The following is a 15,418-nucleotide window of genomic DNA, read 5'->3' on the forward strand; positions in this document are numbered from 1 at the left end:
TAGTAATATATATAACATTCATTCTTCCAGAAAGCATGTAATTTTATTCAAAAGCTAAGTTAAAATATCCTTTTCCTCTCTCAACTGGAAATCGTGACATGATAGTTTGTGTCTCATTAGCTTGTAAATTGTCTGTTCTCATCAAATGAACCGAACATTCTTGCAGATTACTGTCTGTTAATAACTGCCTTACTAATTCCATAATTAGATTACTAGGCATCGTGTGCTCTCTTATATATAGAACATCTTCATACTCACGAACCATTACAATATAGGAATCGTCTATAAGTAAAGTTTTACCGCCTGTATAGGCATTCTCTTTAATTGCATAAGCAAGTTCGTACTCTTCCCATTCTATATAGTTAGTAGCAGATAAACGCCCATCACGAATCTTCTTATACAAACTACTATCCTCTGCACGCAACTCCTTAATCGCAAATCGTTTACGTTCAGAAGTAATGGTTGCTGCTTTAAGTTCCATTTGAGACTTCTCGTCTAACTCTAATTGTTCTCTCTTAATACGAATCATCTTTCTAATAATAGTAGAAGAATATCCATTTCTCTCATAAAAGTTCTCAAGAGCTTTTGTAGCAGGTTGTAAAAATGTTGAATTCTTCGTAATTTCATTGGCATACTCTAACAACCTCGAGCTATAACCTTTTCCCTGTGCATCAGGCAAGGTTGCCACCGCATAAACATAATAGACCTTTCTAATTCCATTCTTTTCATGTAGTTTAGCAGGCATCAATGTAAGCATAGACACCGGCGTTTTGTCTATTAGATAAACTAAAGTGCTCTCGTCATGAAAATATTCACCAAAGAAAAAATCAATATAGGAGTCTTCATCATGAAAGCATTCCTTCCAAATCTTCTTTAGTTGTTCAACCATTGTATTATCTGCAAATTGAATCATACAATCTCCTCTCTATCTTCCAAAAAAATCAATTACAAAACCCTTTGTAATAACGATAAACCTATCCATGTATTATGTCTGTAGTTACAATTAGAAAAAAGTTTTTACCAAACTTCTATTTCTAGGAATAAAATTTGATAAAAACTTTTCACTTACTTTATTTTAATACCGCAGTATACTTTTCAATTAATAAATCAGGATAATACGATAGCTTAGCTTTTCGTAATCCCTCTTCTCCCATATCCTCTTCACGATTTACGTACTCATAATCCTGACAGTTATGAGTCACAAATTGTTGATTAATCATTGGATAGGCACCTTGAATATCAGGGAATGCTTTTTCAATGTGTACGACAAAGGTATCATCCGTTAACGGTTCACCAATCGTATAAGCAATTACTTCTCCCTCTCTACGAATTAGTCCACCCACTAAATCTAAGTCAAAAAAGTTATTAAAGGCGCATGATACTGCACAGGCTTCTAACTGCAGATTCGTGTCATTCTCACAGTCATAAAGAGAACACCATTTAGCATTCATCTTCTTACAGTCTTCTATATTTTCTCGAGTTATCTGTTCATACTGCCAATCTGGATTATCTTTAAAACGAGCGATATGGTTTCTCTTACCATGAAGTTTCTTACCTGCTAATGTAGTCAAACGTTCTGTTCTATACACATAATCACTTTCATCTCTTGGCGCCTCTATATTAAAAAGCCCAGGAAAAGCTTCCTCAACTTTGGATACTTCACTCTCTGGTATACCCCTAAGACGAAATTGTATGTTTCTTTCCTTTGCATCTTCCATTAATGCTTCAATTATTGGTTTGATATCACCTTCTCCAACTGGATAGGTATACATTTGTTCCTCACCTAATCCACTCTTTAGACAATAAAAGCCATTAACATCAGCAAACTCTATATGATTGGAATGGCGCCAAATAAAATTATTAACAAAGGAAAAATCACAGCTTTTATATTGTGCTTGTTTCAATCTATGATTTATCCACTCTTTATCATTTAACTCAACCTTTTTAAATGTGATCATGATTACTCCTTCTTTTGTTCTATCTAACCATAATATTTCCCAATTAACATTGAATCATTCTATGATTGATTTTCCATTACGGTTTGAATTTCTCGTCATAAAATAGCTATATTTAATGTATAGTATACGTAGAGTAGTTCGAATTTGTCAACTATATAATACTATAAAAGAATAGCCCTAGACAAAACTATTTGTTTTATCTGGGGCTATTGCTTACTTATTTAATATTAACAAACTTAAGCTACAACTACGTTAACTGCTTGTAAACCACGAGCTCCGTTAGTAATATCAAAAGTTACGTTTTGATTTTCTTCTAAAGACTTAAAACCGTCTGTAGCGATTCCTGAGAAATGAACGAATACGTCTTCACCATTTTCGCTGTTAGTGATAAAACCAAATCCCTTTTGTGCATTAAACCATTTAACTGTACCTTTATTCATGAAAGATACCTCCTAATAATAATATTCTAATATTTTTCGGTGAAAATAAAAAATCACATATTTTTGTAAATCATCGAATAGTCAATGATTTACAAAAATATGTGAATCAAAACTTACCTCTAAAATACTAATTAAGAATAACATAATTATTATGGTATGTCAATACTTATTTAAATAATATTATCTTTAATGAAATGTCTACAACGTATACCTTAAATTCTAATATTCCTATAATATTTTACTTTTTTCTTTATAAAATGACACTATTTTTTTCATCGTTCATATACTTATAATATAAAAAACTATTAAAGGAATGAATAATATGTGTTGTCTGTTTGGTTGTTTTAATGGACGTGGTTGCGGCAATTGTGATAGATGTCGCCGTTGTGGTTGCAGCAATTCTAGTTGCCGCTGTAACAGAAGTTGTAGCAATAGTTGGAACCGTAGTGGATGCAGTAGTAGAAGATCTTGTAGCAATCGCAGTAGCTGTGGATGTGGTCGTAATAGGGGTTGGGGATGTTAATTTCAACTCTGAATTAGTTGAGTAATAAAAAGACTGTCTCATGAATAATTATAGATTAGATTATTCTGAGACAGTCTTTTCTTTTATAATCAATATCTATATCTAAGAAAACACTCTATCTTGTTGGAAGATATCATTCATTATTGTGACATAACACTCCACCTTGGCGCATCGTTATATTGGCTTAAGATTATTAGGAAGTTTTGCTAATGGAGGATATTAACAATCAATTTAACCTTTTTTTCATATAATAGCTTAGATTAAGATTTAGGAGGTATTTAGTAATGTGTGGAATAGCTGGATTCTGCAGTTTTGATGTCGATTATAGTTGCAATCAGGGTAAATATGTTAACATACTAGAAAACATGTCTGACACATTATACCATAGAGGTCCAGACGAACATGGTCATTATCTATCGAGACATTTTGGTTTGGCACATGCAAGACTCTCTATTATTGACTTAGCTAATGGTAAACAACCGATGTATCGTAGTGTAGGCGGATACACCTATGCGATTTGTTACAATGGAGAACTGTATAATACTGCCGAGCTTAGGGAGGGTTTAACAAGGAAAGGCTGGAGGTTCAAAACCTCCTCCGATACTGAAGTTATTCTCATTGGCCATATTGAATATGGTACATCGTTTGTAGAGCGATTAAATGGGATCTTCGCCTATGCATTCGTTAATGAAAAAGATCAAGAAATCTCATTGTATAGAGATCGTAGCGGTATCAAACCGCTCTTCTATACCGTCTTCAATAACACCTTATTATTTGGCTCTGAGTTAAAAGCAATCTTTGCCTTTCCAGAATATCAACCTAGGGTAGACAAGAATGGGCTTAACGAAATCTTCGGTATTGGACCTGCCAAAACTAGCGGATGTGGAATATTTAAAGATGTCAATGAAATCTTGCCGGGCCATTATCTAATGTATACGGAAAGTTCTATGAAACTTCACTGTTATTGGAAACTAATTAGTAAACCACATACGGATTCCTATGAAGAAACGGTTGAGAAAACACGTTTTCTTGTAACGGATTCTATTTCACGACAGATGGTCTCTGATGTGCCAATCTGTACCTTCTTATCAGGAGGTATCGATAGTAGCCTCGTATCCGCTGTATGTACGAACGAATTGAATAAACAAGGAAAGCAACTTCAAACATATTCTTTTGATTTTGTTAATAACGATAAATACTTTAAATCAAATTCTTTTCAACCTGCTAGTGATAAACCCTATGTTGATATGATGGTAAAATTTCTAGATAGCAATCATACGTATCTAGAATGTGACAACTATACCATGGCGGATTGTCTTTATGAATCTGTTGACGCAAGAGACCTTCCTGCAATGGCTGATATTGATTCCTCCATGTTACATTTTTGCCGACAAGTAAAACAATATAACAAGGTGACATTAACCGGTGAATGTGCTGATGAAATCTTTGGTGGTTATCCTTGGTTTCATAAAGAAGAATGCTTTAACGCCACTACGTTTCCTTGGTCTATGGATATTGATGCAAGGAAATCCTTCTTATCAGATTCTTTTCTTAACGAGCTGAATATGGATGCGTATATTCGAGCCACTTATGAGGCTTCTATCGCAGAAACGCCAAGACTTGCGGAAGATTCTAAGACCGAAGCTAGAAGACGTGAAATCTCCTACCTTAATCTAAGATGGTTTATGCAAACCTTACTAGATCGTATGGACCGTACAAGTATGTATTCAGGACTTGAAGCTCGTGTTCCTTTTGCTGACCATAGAATTATTGAATATGTCTGGAATGTTCCTTGGTCAATCAAATACAAAGGTAACATGGTGAAACATCTTCTTCGCGAATCTGCAAGAGGCCTTTTGCCAGACGAGATCTTATACCGTAAAAAAAGTCCATATCCTAAGTCACACGATCCAGCTTATGAACAATTATTGCAACAACGCTTTATTGATATTATTGAGAATCCTTCTTCTCCTATATTAACTTTTATTGATAAGAAAAAAGTTTATCAATTCTTTAACAGTCCTTCTGACTACGCCAAACCATGGTATGGTCAACTAATGGCTGGTCCTCAGATGATAGCCTACATGATACAGATTAATTACTGGTTAGAAAAATATCATATCGAAATCCTATAGAGGTTATTAAAACCATCTTCACGAATTGTCTGTCTAGATTTAGGCACTACGTGTCTACTCTTAACAGACAACTCGTTGAAGATGGCTTTTGAAGTTAATTTCACTATAAACGTTTTTCAAAATTACCAGCAATTGAAAGGTCCTCTTGAATTACTACGAAGGCGTTCTCATCAATTTCCTTAATTCTCTTCACTAACCTACTAACCTCGTACTTCGATACTGCTGTATATATGATATTTGTCTCTTCACCAGTGAAAGCACCTTCCCCCTTCCAGCAAGTTGCTCCTCTTACAATTTCGCTTGTAATTAAAGGGCGTATCTTAGGCGATTTCGTAAAGATTAAGGCTGTAGTCTTAATGTTCTGATAATGACACTTGTCGATTACAATTGACATGACGGCCATGAAAATAATCGAATAGATAACAATACTAATATCAAATAACAGAGCACAAACACCGAAAACAAAAGCATTAATGATAATTGAAAGTTTTCCTACACTAAAATCATCGTATTTCTTAGTCATGTATACACCTAGTATGTCTTGTCCACCACCCGATCCACCAGCCCGAAGTGTTAAACCAACTCCAAAACCACCAATAATTCCACCAATAAGGCAAGCACCAATGATATCGTTAATAATAGGTTCTGAAGGAGCAGTAATTACAAGCAAGAAGATGGATTGGAAGGTTACACACACAATCGTCTTTACAAAGAATCCCTTTCCTAGGTGGCGATATGCTAATACAAACAATGGTATGTTCAATATATAATAAATCGCACCTGCTATATCGAAATCACCAAAATTCATTCCTAGGTAATCTACTAATAATGTACGAATTATCTGCCCAATTCCTATAAAACCTCCCGTATACAATCCTAGTGGTACGATAAATAGATTGATACCAATTGTGAGTAATGCAGTACCAGTAATTGCTATAAGGTAACTTACTATAACATCTTTTTTCCTTTTTTTCTCTTTAACCAATTTTATTTGCTCTTGGTTTTCATTTTTATTTAATGAATCACTCATTACAATGTTCCTCCTATTAACGCCCCTTCAACTATACAACAATTATATATACTAATATAACCAATTTGGGTAAAAGTATGTAATTTCCCTATAAAAAAACAGTTAAGAATCCCAATGGATACTTAACTGTTCTCTATGTTTACGTTAAACAGATATTCGTTAGAAGCCTGTTTAACTATTCTATATACTTTTAAACATATTAATAATCGGTGTTGACATACCTAACTGATTATATGATTGGTAGATGGAATCTTCTTGTTCGCCATCTTCTTCACTACCAAACATTATTTCCATCATCTTAAGATAATCATCCATTGAAAAGATCTCATCAAGCTTATCAGAGAGTTCTTCAACAGTTGATATACTGTTATTGATTTCAACGTCATCCGAAGGTTTCGTTACGGTAACAGCTGATGTTGCTGGTACTGTGGCAGTTACATTCGTAGAGTTTGAGGAACTACTCGCTGCATCTTTACTTGTTATCGTTATGTCTGATGCATCTATATTCTGGTTATAGTATTGCATTACTTTCACTACATAATTCTGCGTTTCTTTAAAAGGAGGAATTCCTCCATACTTTCTAACATTACCACTTCCCGCATTATATGCTGCTAAAGCTAATTTTGTATCACCATCATATTGATTTAATAACTTAGATATTAACTTCGCACCACCCATAATATTTTGTTCTGCGTCAAAGGCATCTGTAACCCCTAGTTCTTTAGCCGTTGCAGGCATAAGTTGCATAACCCCCATCGCTCCACTTCTGGATACAGCATCTGGCTTAAAGTTCGACTCTTGCTTTGCAATTGCTTTTAGCAAATCAATACTCACATTATATTTATCTGATGCTTTTTCAAAGATGTCTTCTAGTGATACTTCTTTATTCTGATTCATATAACTATCGAAAGATGTAGACGAAGTCTTCTTTGTATTGGCTGCCTTACTAGACTGGTTTACAACTTGAGTTGTATTCGAGACATTATTTATCTGCATTATGTACCTCCGGCCATTATATTCCCTAAAGAAATCATAGTATGTTCATTATAGCAAGAGTACTATTGCAATGCAATATGTAATATGTCTCATTTACGCGAGATTAATTCTTTCATCTTGTGGATTTATAATCCATATTGCTGATAATTCTGATTCTGTGTCGTATTTCTTCATATTATGTCTTGCAAGAGTGAATTCTTCCCCCATTATTAACGCTTTACTTACTTCACCCGTAATCTTGTGCTGAATACCTTCACCAGTAATTACTGTAATGTCTACATTCTTATGAAACGCCATACAATAGAGCATATCTTGCTTATCAGGTTCACATCTTGAACAATCATAATACTCAATCCTGCCCTCGTTGTTAATATGCAATGATCTGTACGTTGTAGTATGAGGAATTCCGTCTTCATTGTATGTTGTTAGTGTTTTCATAACATCATCACGATTCATAGCTTTTCTTAGTTCTTCCGAAACCTTAATAAACATGTATGAATCTCCTCTCCAACAAAATTTCAGCTATTTTGACGATTTTTAATCTATAAAAAAGAAAATAGCATGTTATAATTAACATTAATTGTTAATATTATATCACGCTATTTGTTATATTGCACCAATTATTTTTTAGTTTCCATAATTTTCAATTACAGTGGCAAATGAATCTCAAATGTTGTTCCTTCACCAACTTTACTATATACAGTAATCGTACCATCATGTCTCTCAATAATTGCTTTGGTTATTGATAAACCAATTCCCATACCTCCTGTTTTTGAACTCCTAGACTTATCTACCCGATAAAAACGCTCGAATATAAATCCAATCTCTTCTTTTGGAATCCCTTGACCATAATCAATTATCTGAATAACCACCTCTTTCATTCCTTCTTTCCGATACGTTATTCCTATCTCGTTACCTTCAGATGAATAAGTAATGGCGTTAGCTATTAGATTGATCATACATTGTTTGATTCGCTGCACATCACCATATACAGTGGCATCTTCTGGTACTTGCAAACGAATTGTTATGTTCTTATCACTTATCCTTTTTTCGAACTCATTTCGGAGTTTACAGCACATATCATAAAAACTAAATTTACACATGTATAATGTTTCACAAGTATTCTCTAGAATATATAATTCCTGTAATTGATTCACCAATTTAGTTAATCGTAAAATTTCTGTATGGCAATTCTCAAGTCTTACCTTAGATGGTTCCCAAAGCCCATCTATCATTGCTTCTACTTGACCTTGAATATTGCACAGTGGTGTCCTAAGTTCATGAGCTATATCAGTGCACATCTGCCGCTTTTGTAGCTCTTCCTTCTTTAAAGCATAGGACATCTCATTAATAGAATAAACTAAGTCTTCCAACTCTTTCACACTTGATTTTGCTTGAGCCTGAACACCATACTCTCCTGTCGCAATCCTTTTAGCTATTTCAATAACGCTAGTAATAGGGTTACTAATACGATTTGCCATTATAACGGCTATTATGATAGACATCAATAGAAAGATTACTCCACTCCAAAAGATTGCATTATTTAATTTACTTACTAACATAGCCTCATTAACAGTTAGCGAATACGGACCATAATACCCGACATACACCCATCCAATTACTCCATCTTGCTCATTCTTTAATACATACTTGTTCTCTGTATATTCGCCCCTAAAATTAGGATATACCATATGCATGTGTTCTTCTACTGTCTGTAATATATTTATGCATTCTTGTTCATTCTTTGTTCGTATATCAAAGCGGAAGTTGTCATTAACGGATTCTATTCGTAGTAAAAGCCCTTTCTTTAAACTGGTAAGTCCAATTCGCTCCATCTTCTCTTCATCAAATGTACCAGTTTCTATATCATATTGATTCTCGATACGTTCTACTGTTCTATTAACAAGTTTTTTATGGAGGTTTTCAGCATATTCACGGAATATTGTATTAATTGATTCATTAAATACAATAGCTAATAAGACAACAATAACCATAGTCGTAATGGAATATAGTATAATCATTCTATTTTTCAGTGATTTCATAATCCAGGCTATGCTCCCTTCCGAGTAATCCAATCCTGTTATTGGAGTAATCGACCTATTCCTTCATAAAACGATACCCCACTCCATGTACCGTAGTGATATATCTTGGTTTCTTTCTGTCTGGTTCAATCTTTTGACGTAGTCCCTTTATATACGTATCAATACTTCTATCATATCCATCAAATTCACCTTCTAATGCATACGTTATTAACTGTTCTCTAGAAAACACTCGATTTGGTGAATTAACTAAAGTTTCAAAAATCTTATATTCCGTAGGTGTTAGATGTACTATATTTCCTTGAACCATAACAATTCTTTTATCAATATCGTAGGAGAGATAATCATCTTGTACTACTACATTCGACGGATCTACATTACATCTTCTAAGTACCGCTTCGATTCTAGCCATAACATTTCTCGGGCTAAAAGGCTTGCCAATATAATCATCCGCTCCGATTGATAATCCATGTACCATACTACTCTCATCTGTTTTTCCAGTAACCATAATAACAGGTATATCATATTCTAACCTAATACTCTCACACAAGCTTTCACCTTGTATATCAGGTAACATCAAGTCCAATATAACTAGATGGATCTTTTGATTCTTTAGTATTTTAAGCGCCTTCTTTCCATTCTCCGCTTCGTAAACTTCATATCCACCATTCTCTATATAAGCTCTAAGTAGTTCCCTTATCTGTTCTTCATCATCTACAATTAAAATGGTTTTCTTATCCATCCTTATTACCTCCTAACCTAAAATTGTCCAGTATTGCTATCCTTAGTATTAACAAAAAAAAAATCACAATACATAAGAACTTTAATTCTCATGTATTGTGATTTCATTCATGACAATAGAAAGTTCGCAGCGCGTTTTTCTATTATCTATTAAACAATTCTACGAATTGATTTAATCGGTCTATAATTTACATCTGATATAATTATACCAGTTCTTGGTGAACTAGCATGGATTAACTTACCATTACCAATATAGATTCCAATATGACCTGTATATGCAATTAAGTCTCCTGGTTGAGCCTGTGATATACTTTCTACTCTTCTACCTGATGAACCTTGGGCACCTGAAGTTCTTGGTAATGAGATACCAAAGTTTCTGAATACACTCATTACAAAACCAGAACAATCTGCACCGTTTGTTAAGCTTGTACCACCATAAACATAAGGATTACCCTTAAATTGAACAGCATAATTCGCAATTTGTTGTCCTAGTGATTTGTTTCCAGTTGATGTAGTTGTTGAATCGGATGTTTGTGAAGAAGACCCAACAGTTGAAGATGGTCTGCTTGATGAACTATTTGACGAACTACTTGATGTACTGTTACCGCTTGTATGTGTTGTGCTTGTATTGGAAACCGTTCGTTGTTGTGCTAGTAATTCTTGTCTTCTGGCTTCTTCTTCTGCTCTCTTTGCTTCTTCTTCTCTTTCTAATCTTGCACGTTCTTCTTCAATTGATTCTGCCTGTTCATTCTCTGTATATAACTCGACATATTCCGATGAAACATATCCCGAATGGTCATCTGTTTTAATTTTAACCCAGTTTTTTGATTCTTTCTTAACTGGTAAAACCTCACCTTCACCTACTAATGTAAGAACCGTTGCATCTTTCTTCGCTTTTTCTCTTACTTTTAATGTTGTAGTTGTAACAATTGCTAAACGGTCTCCTACTTCATCAGCCTTTTTCTGAGCTTCTTCTCCAGACAATACATAATCAGCCTTTACATATCCTGTAACAGATCCTGATTCAATTTTGTACCAACCATCTTTTTCTTTAATGATTGTACCAACACCGTCTTTGTATAATTTACCAACGATTTTACTATCTTCGCTTGCTTTATTTCTAATATTTAAATAATTATCTACTTGTGCAATAACAATTTCTGGTTTTTCTTCTTCAACATCACGAGCTTTTGCTTCACGTTCTGCTGTTTCTTTATCTGCTTCTTCTTCTAATTTTAACGCTTCATCAACTAATGAAGTACTGTCAAAACTAAGACTAATATCTTCCCAACTAGTAGTATCTTCCAATAGTTTTTCTATGTCTTCTGTACTATAGTTGGTTCCGACTACGCTGTTGTCCAATACTTTACTAGCTTTCGCCACGTTCGGAAATGCTGCGGTTTCTAATAATAGAATCCCCATCGCCGACATAACTAACATCCTTTTTTGTAATACTTTCATTCTTGTAAATACACTCCTTCCAAGTCTAGAGACTATATGCGAAACGCAAATCTCTGTGTGACGATACTTCTGTCACACGAATTTCCTTGTTTTTTAATTAACTTGAGCTTATAGTTCCTGTTTCAATTGTTACAATTCTGTTACATTGTATTACAAAATTGTGGCGATTTTATGGTGATTTGTGATTTTCTTTCACAAAAACGTAAAATATCTCTTCACTCTCCCCTTTTTAACACCACTTGGAAACCTTACAAAATTATTAATATCAACCTTATCTTCTCCATCTCGTTGACAGTACGGGACCCACTACTTATAATGTAACTTATCGGAAGAAAATAAGGCACAAACGCAGTGAGTATCTGATTTTTCCGATAAGTTAGCTCTAGAACGAAGTTCTAGGCCATAGGATTGAACGTAGTGAAAGACCGTTACTCCGCTAGGAGTAATAAGTTACGAGTTTTATTCATGAATCACACGTTCAATAAGTTAGCTCTAGAACAAAGTTCTAGAGTAAAAGAAAGGGGCAATATTTATGAATCGAATTCGTGAGAAGAAACGTTTATTTGGTACTTTGTTTGTTATACTTATGTTTTTTGTTGTTACATATCAACCACTCGTAGGTAAAGCAGCAACCGATTCAAACTTTATAATTGAAGACGGTGTACTTCTTCATTATAATGGTACCGCATCAACTGTTACCATTCCTTCGAATGTACACACTATAGGAAAGCGTGCTTTCTATAATAATAAAAAGTTAAAGAAAGTTACCATTCCAACTACAGTTAAAGTTATAGATGAAGAAGCTTTCTCAAATTGTACTAAATTAACTACTGTTCAATTAAGTAGTAATGTAACAAAGATTCTTTATCGTACATTTGCTAACTGTAATTCCTTAACAAGCATAACTCTACCTTCCAAATTAACATACATTGGTGAAGGAGCATTTATTAATTGTTATAAGCTTTCTAAGATAACGATTCCAGCAACTGTTAAAACGATTGGTATTAGTGCATTCCAAGAGTGTTATGGACTTAAAACTGTAACGATTCCAAAAGATAGTAAGCTTAAAACGTTATCCCGATATGCCTTTCGATATTGTAACAAGCTTACTACGATTAGCTTACCAGAGTCACTAGAGTCTTTAGGAAAAGCTTCTTTTTCATACTGTTATTCCCTAAAGAAGATTACAATACCGTCAAAAATCACATATATACAACCAAATACCTTTATCTATAATAGCAAACTAACTACCGTTAAAATCGAAGGTACTGTAACACGTATTGGTGATGAGGCATTTGCGTACTGTAACAAGCTCACTAGCATAAACTTAAAAGAAGGTTTAGAATATATTGAAAGTTCGGCTTTTAGAAACAACTCAAGCCTATCCTCCCTATCCTTACCTTCTACTCTAACATATATAGGTGACTATGCATTTGCTTACAACTCATCATTGAAGAAGTTAACAATTCCATCTGGTATCACTACGATTAATCAAGGAACCTTCACGGGATGTAAAAAATTAACCTCTATAGCGATACCAGAATCCGTTACTACTATAAAGAGTAATGCGTTTAGTGATTGTTCTAAACTAGAAACCTTAATTCTACCAAGTAAACTTACTACGTTAGAATCTTATTCTTTATCAGGCCTTTCTTCTCTTAAAACAGTTGAACTTCCATCTACTCTTAAGACATTGGCCGCAGGTACTTTTAGTGGTTGTAGTAAACTTACTACAATTACATTGCCTGAAAAATTGAAGAAGATTCCAGCCAATTTATTTGACGGTTGTACTTCATTAACTGAAATTAAACTTCCTGAAACAGTTACTGAGATAGGAAATTGGGCATTCAATAATTGTTACCAGTTAGAGAACATTAACATTCCAAACTCTGTTACTACTATTGGTAACAATGCATTTAACTCCTGTACTGGGATTAGTAAAATTACACTTCCTAATAAGCTTACCTCACTTGGAGCAAATGCATTTGCATACTGTACTAGTTTAAAATCCATTAAGATACCTACAACCTTAAAGACAATTGAAGAAAATACCTTTGATCATTGTCGCAGTTTAACAAGTGTTGAAATCCCTGAAGGTGTGAAAAATATTTCTAATTATGCCTTCTATTACTGCGCTACCCTTACTGATGTCAGTTTTTCCGAATCAGTTGAAACAATTGGCTCTAATGCATTCACTGGTACAAAATGGATTCAACTTGCGGAAGAGAACCATATGGTAATTACAGATAACGGTATCCTTATCAAATATACTGGTACTGATACTAAACTTACAATACCAGATACCGTAAAATCCATTGCACCAAATGTATTCCGTAACAATAGTTACTTGACTTCAGTGGTAATACCTGACACCGTAGTTACTATTAATAACTCTGCCTTTAGAAATTGCCGTAATCTTACAACGGTAAAACTCTCTTCTACTTTGGAATCCATTGGTAATAACGCGTTCGAAGAATGTTTAAGCCTAGCTACTATTAAACTACCTTCTAGTTTGAAATCGATTGGATCCTATGCATTTGAGAGATGTGAGAAATTAGTGACAATAAACTTACCAAACAAAATTACTAGTATTGGTACTGGTGCCTTCTATGCTTGTTCTTCATTAGAAGAAGTAACCTTACCAACCAAATTAACGAGATTAGATCGCAATGTATTCTCTTACTGTACTAATTTAAAGAAACTTACCATACCAGAAAACGTAACCTCAATTGATAATAATTGCATGACTACGTATGATATGTCGCCAACTATTTATTGTACAAAAGATTCTGCTGCATATAATTTTGCAATCAGTAAAAATCTTAAAGTTGTACTTAACTAGTTAACTCCCCTACTCTAGTAGTAAAAAAGGCTGTGGAACGGTTCCACAGCCTTTTTGCTACATATGAATTATTGATTCTTGTATTGATAAGTCTTCCTTACCAACGTTTTGCTTCAATCATCTCTTCTAGATAATAAATCGCTTCATCAATCATTTGTTCTCTTTGATCTTCATCTTCTATCTTAAATAATCGATTATTCAAATCATGCAGATAATCAAATCTCTCTTTATTCCCTCTTTCTATCTCCCAATTCTCACCCGTTAATCTTGGTATCAACCAACATTCCTCAATAGCTGGCATCTTCATAGTAAGAGATGTCAAATTCGTATCTGCAATCGGAAAGCGATGTACTTCATATGATGATAATTCGTTAGATTGTTGGAAGTTAGCATTACCCTTTTCATGTTCCACTTGTCTTATCGTTTCAGAAGTATTATTCTCATTAATATTCTTAAAAGCAAGTCGTAAAGGAATTGGATATTTTTCAAGTCTTTTTTCCTGTATCTGTGTCTCTTGAATAAAAAGCCTCTCTACATACTCTTCAAAATCACACTGTAAACAACCTTCATCGTCAATTTTTAGATCCGGTAAAAAATAACTCTTAGCTATTACCTTGCCTACAGATTGACCATTTAATCGCATTATCTTCTTAAGTGTGACTTCACCACTATGTGTATCGAGTATATTCAAGATATGTTTCTTTGTTGCGATTAGATATTCAAAGGTTGTTGGTGCTTCAAATCGATATTTCTTACTGTTTAGAAACCACACATCTGTAATTCCTTTTCTTTCGTAAAAAGCATGTTTATCCAACCACTCATTTAGCTTCATATCGTAACTTAGATATTCCATAACCATTGGTTTATCTGTATTATTTATATATATGTCTGCTACATACGTACCTATCTCTTTACTACAATAGATCTCTGACTCTTTAAAACTTCTCTTCGCTAATTGGTACAATAGTCTTCTTGCTAGAGGATAATCACCCTGGTTTCCATTCGAGCGTGTTTTACAATCGGTCTCAGCATGGTGCCTAAAATACGGTTCACGAATCATTCCTGCACATAATATAATAGATTCTTTGCAATTAGGACAAATCAACTCATGATTTTGGCTAGCCATTCTCATCTGTAGCCGTAAATCTTCTTTATATCTGCCTTCGTAATCCTTCAGTTCGTATGCACACCAAAGCTCTCCTTGATATAATGCATTCTCCTGTGTAACCAAGCCATATCCTCCTTTTATTATT

General features: G+C 34.1%; 13 protein-coding genes. 3 read left to right on the top strand and 10 right to left on the bottom strand.

Annotation, left to right across the window (positions count from 1 at the left end; translation table 11 throughout):
• Positions 1-43: 43 nt before the first annotated feature.
• From BUB90_RS17835 to BUB90_RS17845, 3 genes are all read right to left on the bottom strand, one after another.
• Positions 44-913: a GNAT family N-acetyltransferase gene (locus BUB90_RS17835; RefSeq protein ID WP_073289859.1), complete on the bottom strand. Its 870-nt coding sequence runs from the start codon at positions 911-913 to the stop codon at positions 44-46.
• A 157-nt stretch (positions 914-1,070) separates the two neighbouring features.
• Positions 1,071-1,958 carry a DUF2156 domain-containing protein gene (locus BUB90_RS17840; RefSeq protein ID WP_073289861.1) on the bottom strand — a complete coding sequence of 296 codons (888 nt, stop codon included), beginning with the start codon at positions 1,956-1,958 and terminating at the stop codon, positions 1,071-1,073.
• A gap of 236 nt (positions 1,959-2,194) precedes the next feature.
• Positions 2,195-2,398 carry a cold-shock protein gene (locus tag BUB90_RS17845; RefSeq protein ID WP_073289863.1) on the bottom strand — a complete coding sequence of 68 codons (204 nt, stop codon included), beginning with the start codon at positions 2,396-2,398 and terminating at the stop codon, positions 2,195-2,197.
• A 368-nt stretch (positions 2,399-2,766) separates the two neighbouring features.
• Here BUB90_RS17845 and BUB90_RS17850 point away from each other — a divergent pair, with 368 nt between their 5' ends.
• Together BUB90_RS17850 and asnB are read left to right on the top strand one after the other, a co-directional pair.
• A complete protein-coding gene (locus BUB90_RS17850; RefSeq protein ID WP_139241800.1) occupies positions 2,767-2,946 on the top strand; it encodes a hypothetical protein in 180 nt (59 codons plus the stop codon).
• 259 nt (positions 2,947-3,205) lie between these two features.
• Positions 3,206-5,056, top strand: coding sequence for an asparagine synthase (glutamine-hydrolyzing) (asnB, locus tag BUB90_RS17855; protein WP_073289866.1), 1,851 nt, complete (start codon positions 3,206-3,208; stop codon positions 5,054-5,056).
• A gap of 103 nt (positions 5,057-5,159) precedes the next feature.
• On the opposite strand, the gene BUB90_RS17860 is transcribed toward asnB, so the two are convergent.
• From BUB90_RS17860 to BUB90_RS17885, 6 genes are all read right to left on the bottom strand, one after another.
• A complete protein-coding gene (locus tag BUB90_RS17860; protein ID WP_084139356.1) occupies positions 5,160-6,086 on the bottom strand; it encodes a YitT family protein in 927 nt (308 codons plus the stop codon).
• Positions 6,087-6,266: 180 nt separating this feature from the next.
• Positions 6,267-7,082, bottom strand: coding sequence for a lytic transglycosylase domain-containing protein (locus tag BUB90_RS17865; protein ID WP_073289867.1), 816 nt, complete (start codon positions 7,080-7,082; stop codon positions 6,267-6,269).
• 93 nt (positions 7,083-7,175) lie between these two features.
• Positions 7,176-7,574 (bottom strand): hypothetical protein, encoded by a 399-nt coding sequence (locus BUB90_RS17870; protein WP_073289869.1) that lies wholly within the window; start codon positions 7,572-7,574, stop codon positions 7,176-7,178.
• Positions 7,575-7,729: 155 nt separating this feature from the next.
• A complete protein-coding gene (locus BUB90_RS17875) occupies positions 7,730-9,124 on the bottom strand; it encodes a HAMP domain-containing sensor histidine kinase (protein WP_084139357.1) in 1,395 nt (464 codons plus the stop codon).
• A 55-nt stretch (positions 9,125-9,179) separates the two neighbouring features.
• The gene (locus BUB90_RS17880; RefSeq protein ID WP_073289883.1) at positions 9,180-9,863 is read right to left on the bottom strand and encodes a response regulator transcription factor; all 684 of its coding nucleotides are present in this window, start codon (positions 9,861-9,863) and stop codon (positions 9,180-9,182) included.
• 149 nt (positions 9,864-10,012) lie between these two features.
• Positions 10,013-11,323: a C40 family peptidase gene (locus tag BUB90_RS17885; RefSeq protein ID WP_084139358.1), complete on the bottom strand. Its 1,311-nt coding sequence runs from the start codon at positions 11,321-11,323 to the stop codon at positions 10,013-10,015.
• 532 nt (positions 11,324-11,855) lie between these two features.
• Here BUB90_RS17885 and BUB90_RS17890 point away from each other — a divergent pair.
• Positions 11,856-14,165 carry a leucine-rich repeat domain-containing protein gene (locus BUB90_RS17890; RefSeq protein ID WP_073289884.1) on the top strand — a complete coding sequence of 770 codons (2,310 nt, stop codon included), beginning with the start codon at positions 11,856-11,858 and terminating at the stop codon, positions 14,163-14,165.
• A gap of 97 nt (positions 14,166-14,262) precedes the next feature.
• Here the strand turns inward: BUB90_RS17890 and BUB90_RS17895 are convergent, their stop codons facing one another.
• Positions 14,263-15,396, bottom strand: coding sequence for a competence protein CoiA family protein (locus BUB90_RS17895; protein WP_073289885.1), 1,134 nt, complete (start codon positions 15,394-15,396; stop codon positions 14,263-14,265).
• Positions 15,397-15,418 lie beyond the last annotated feature (22 nt).

The organism is Anaerosporobacter mobilis DSM 15930, assembly GCF_900142955.1.
GTDB lineage: Bacteria > Bacillota > Clostridia > Lachnospirales > Lachnospiraceae > Anaerosporobacter > Anaerosporobacter mobilis.

Bases quoted from the DNA above. Each gene is read 5' to 3' on its own strand.
- asnB (WP_073289866.1), top strand. From the start codon at position 3,206: ATGTGTGGAATAGCTGGATTCTGCAGTTTTGATGTCGATTATAGTTGC.
- BUB90_RS17870 (WP_073289869.1), bottom strand. From the start codon at position 7,574: ATGTTTATTAAGGTTTCGGAAGAACTAAGAAAAGCTATGAATCGTGAT.
- BUB90_RS17865 (WP_073289867.1), bottom strand. From the start codon at position 7,082: ATGCAGATAAATAATGTCTCGAATACAACTCAAGTTGTAAACCAGTCT.
- BUB90_RS17835 (WP_073289859.1), bottom strand. From the start codon at position 913: ATGATTCAATTTGCAGATAATACAATGGTTGAACAACTAAAGAAGATT.
- BUB90_RS17845 (WP_073289863.1), bottom strand. From the start codon at position 2,398: ATGAATAAAGGTACAGTTAAATGGTTTAATGCACAAAAGGGATTTGGT.
- BUB90_RS17890 (WP_073289884.1), top strand. From the start codon at position 11,856: ATGAATCGAATTCGTGAGAAGAAACGTTTATTTGGTACTTTGTTTGTT.
- BUB90_RS17885 (WP_084139358.1), bottom strand. From the start codon at position 11,323: ATGAAAGTATTACAAAAAAGGATGTTAGTTATGTCGGCGATGGGGATT.
- BUB90_RS17860 (WP_084139356.1), bottom strand. From the start codon at position 6,086: ATGAGTGATTCATTAAATAAAAATGAAAACCAAGAGCAAATAAAATTG.
- BUB90_RS17880 (WP_073289883.1), bottom strand. From the start codon at position 9,863: ATGGATAAGAAAACCATTTTAATTGTAGATGATGAAGAACAGATAAGG.
- BUB90_RS17840 (WP_073289861.1), bottom strand. From the start codon at position 1,958: ATGATCACATTTAAAAAGGTTGAGTTAAATGATAAAGAGTGGATAAAT.
- BUB90_RS17875 (WP_084139357.1), bottom strand. From the start codon at position 9,124: ATGAAATCACTGAAAAATAGAATGATTATACTATATTCCATTACGACT.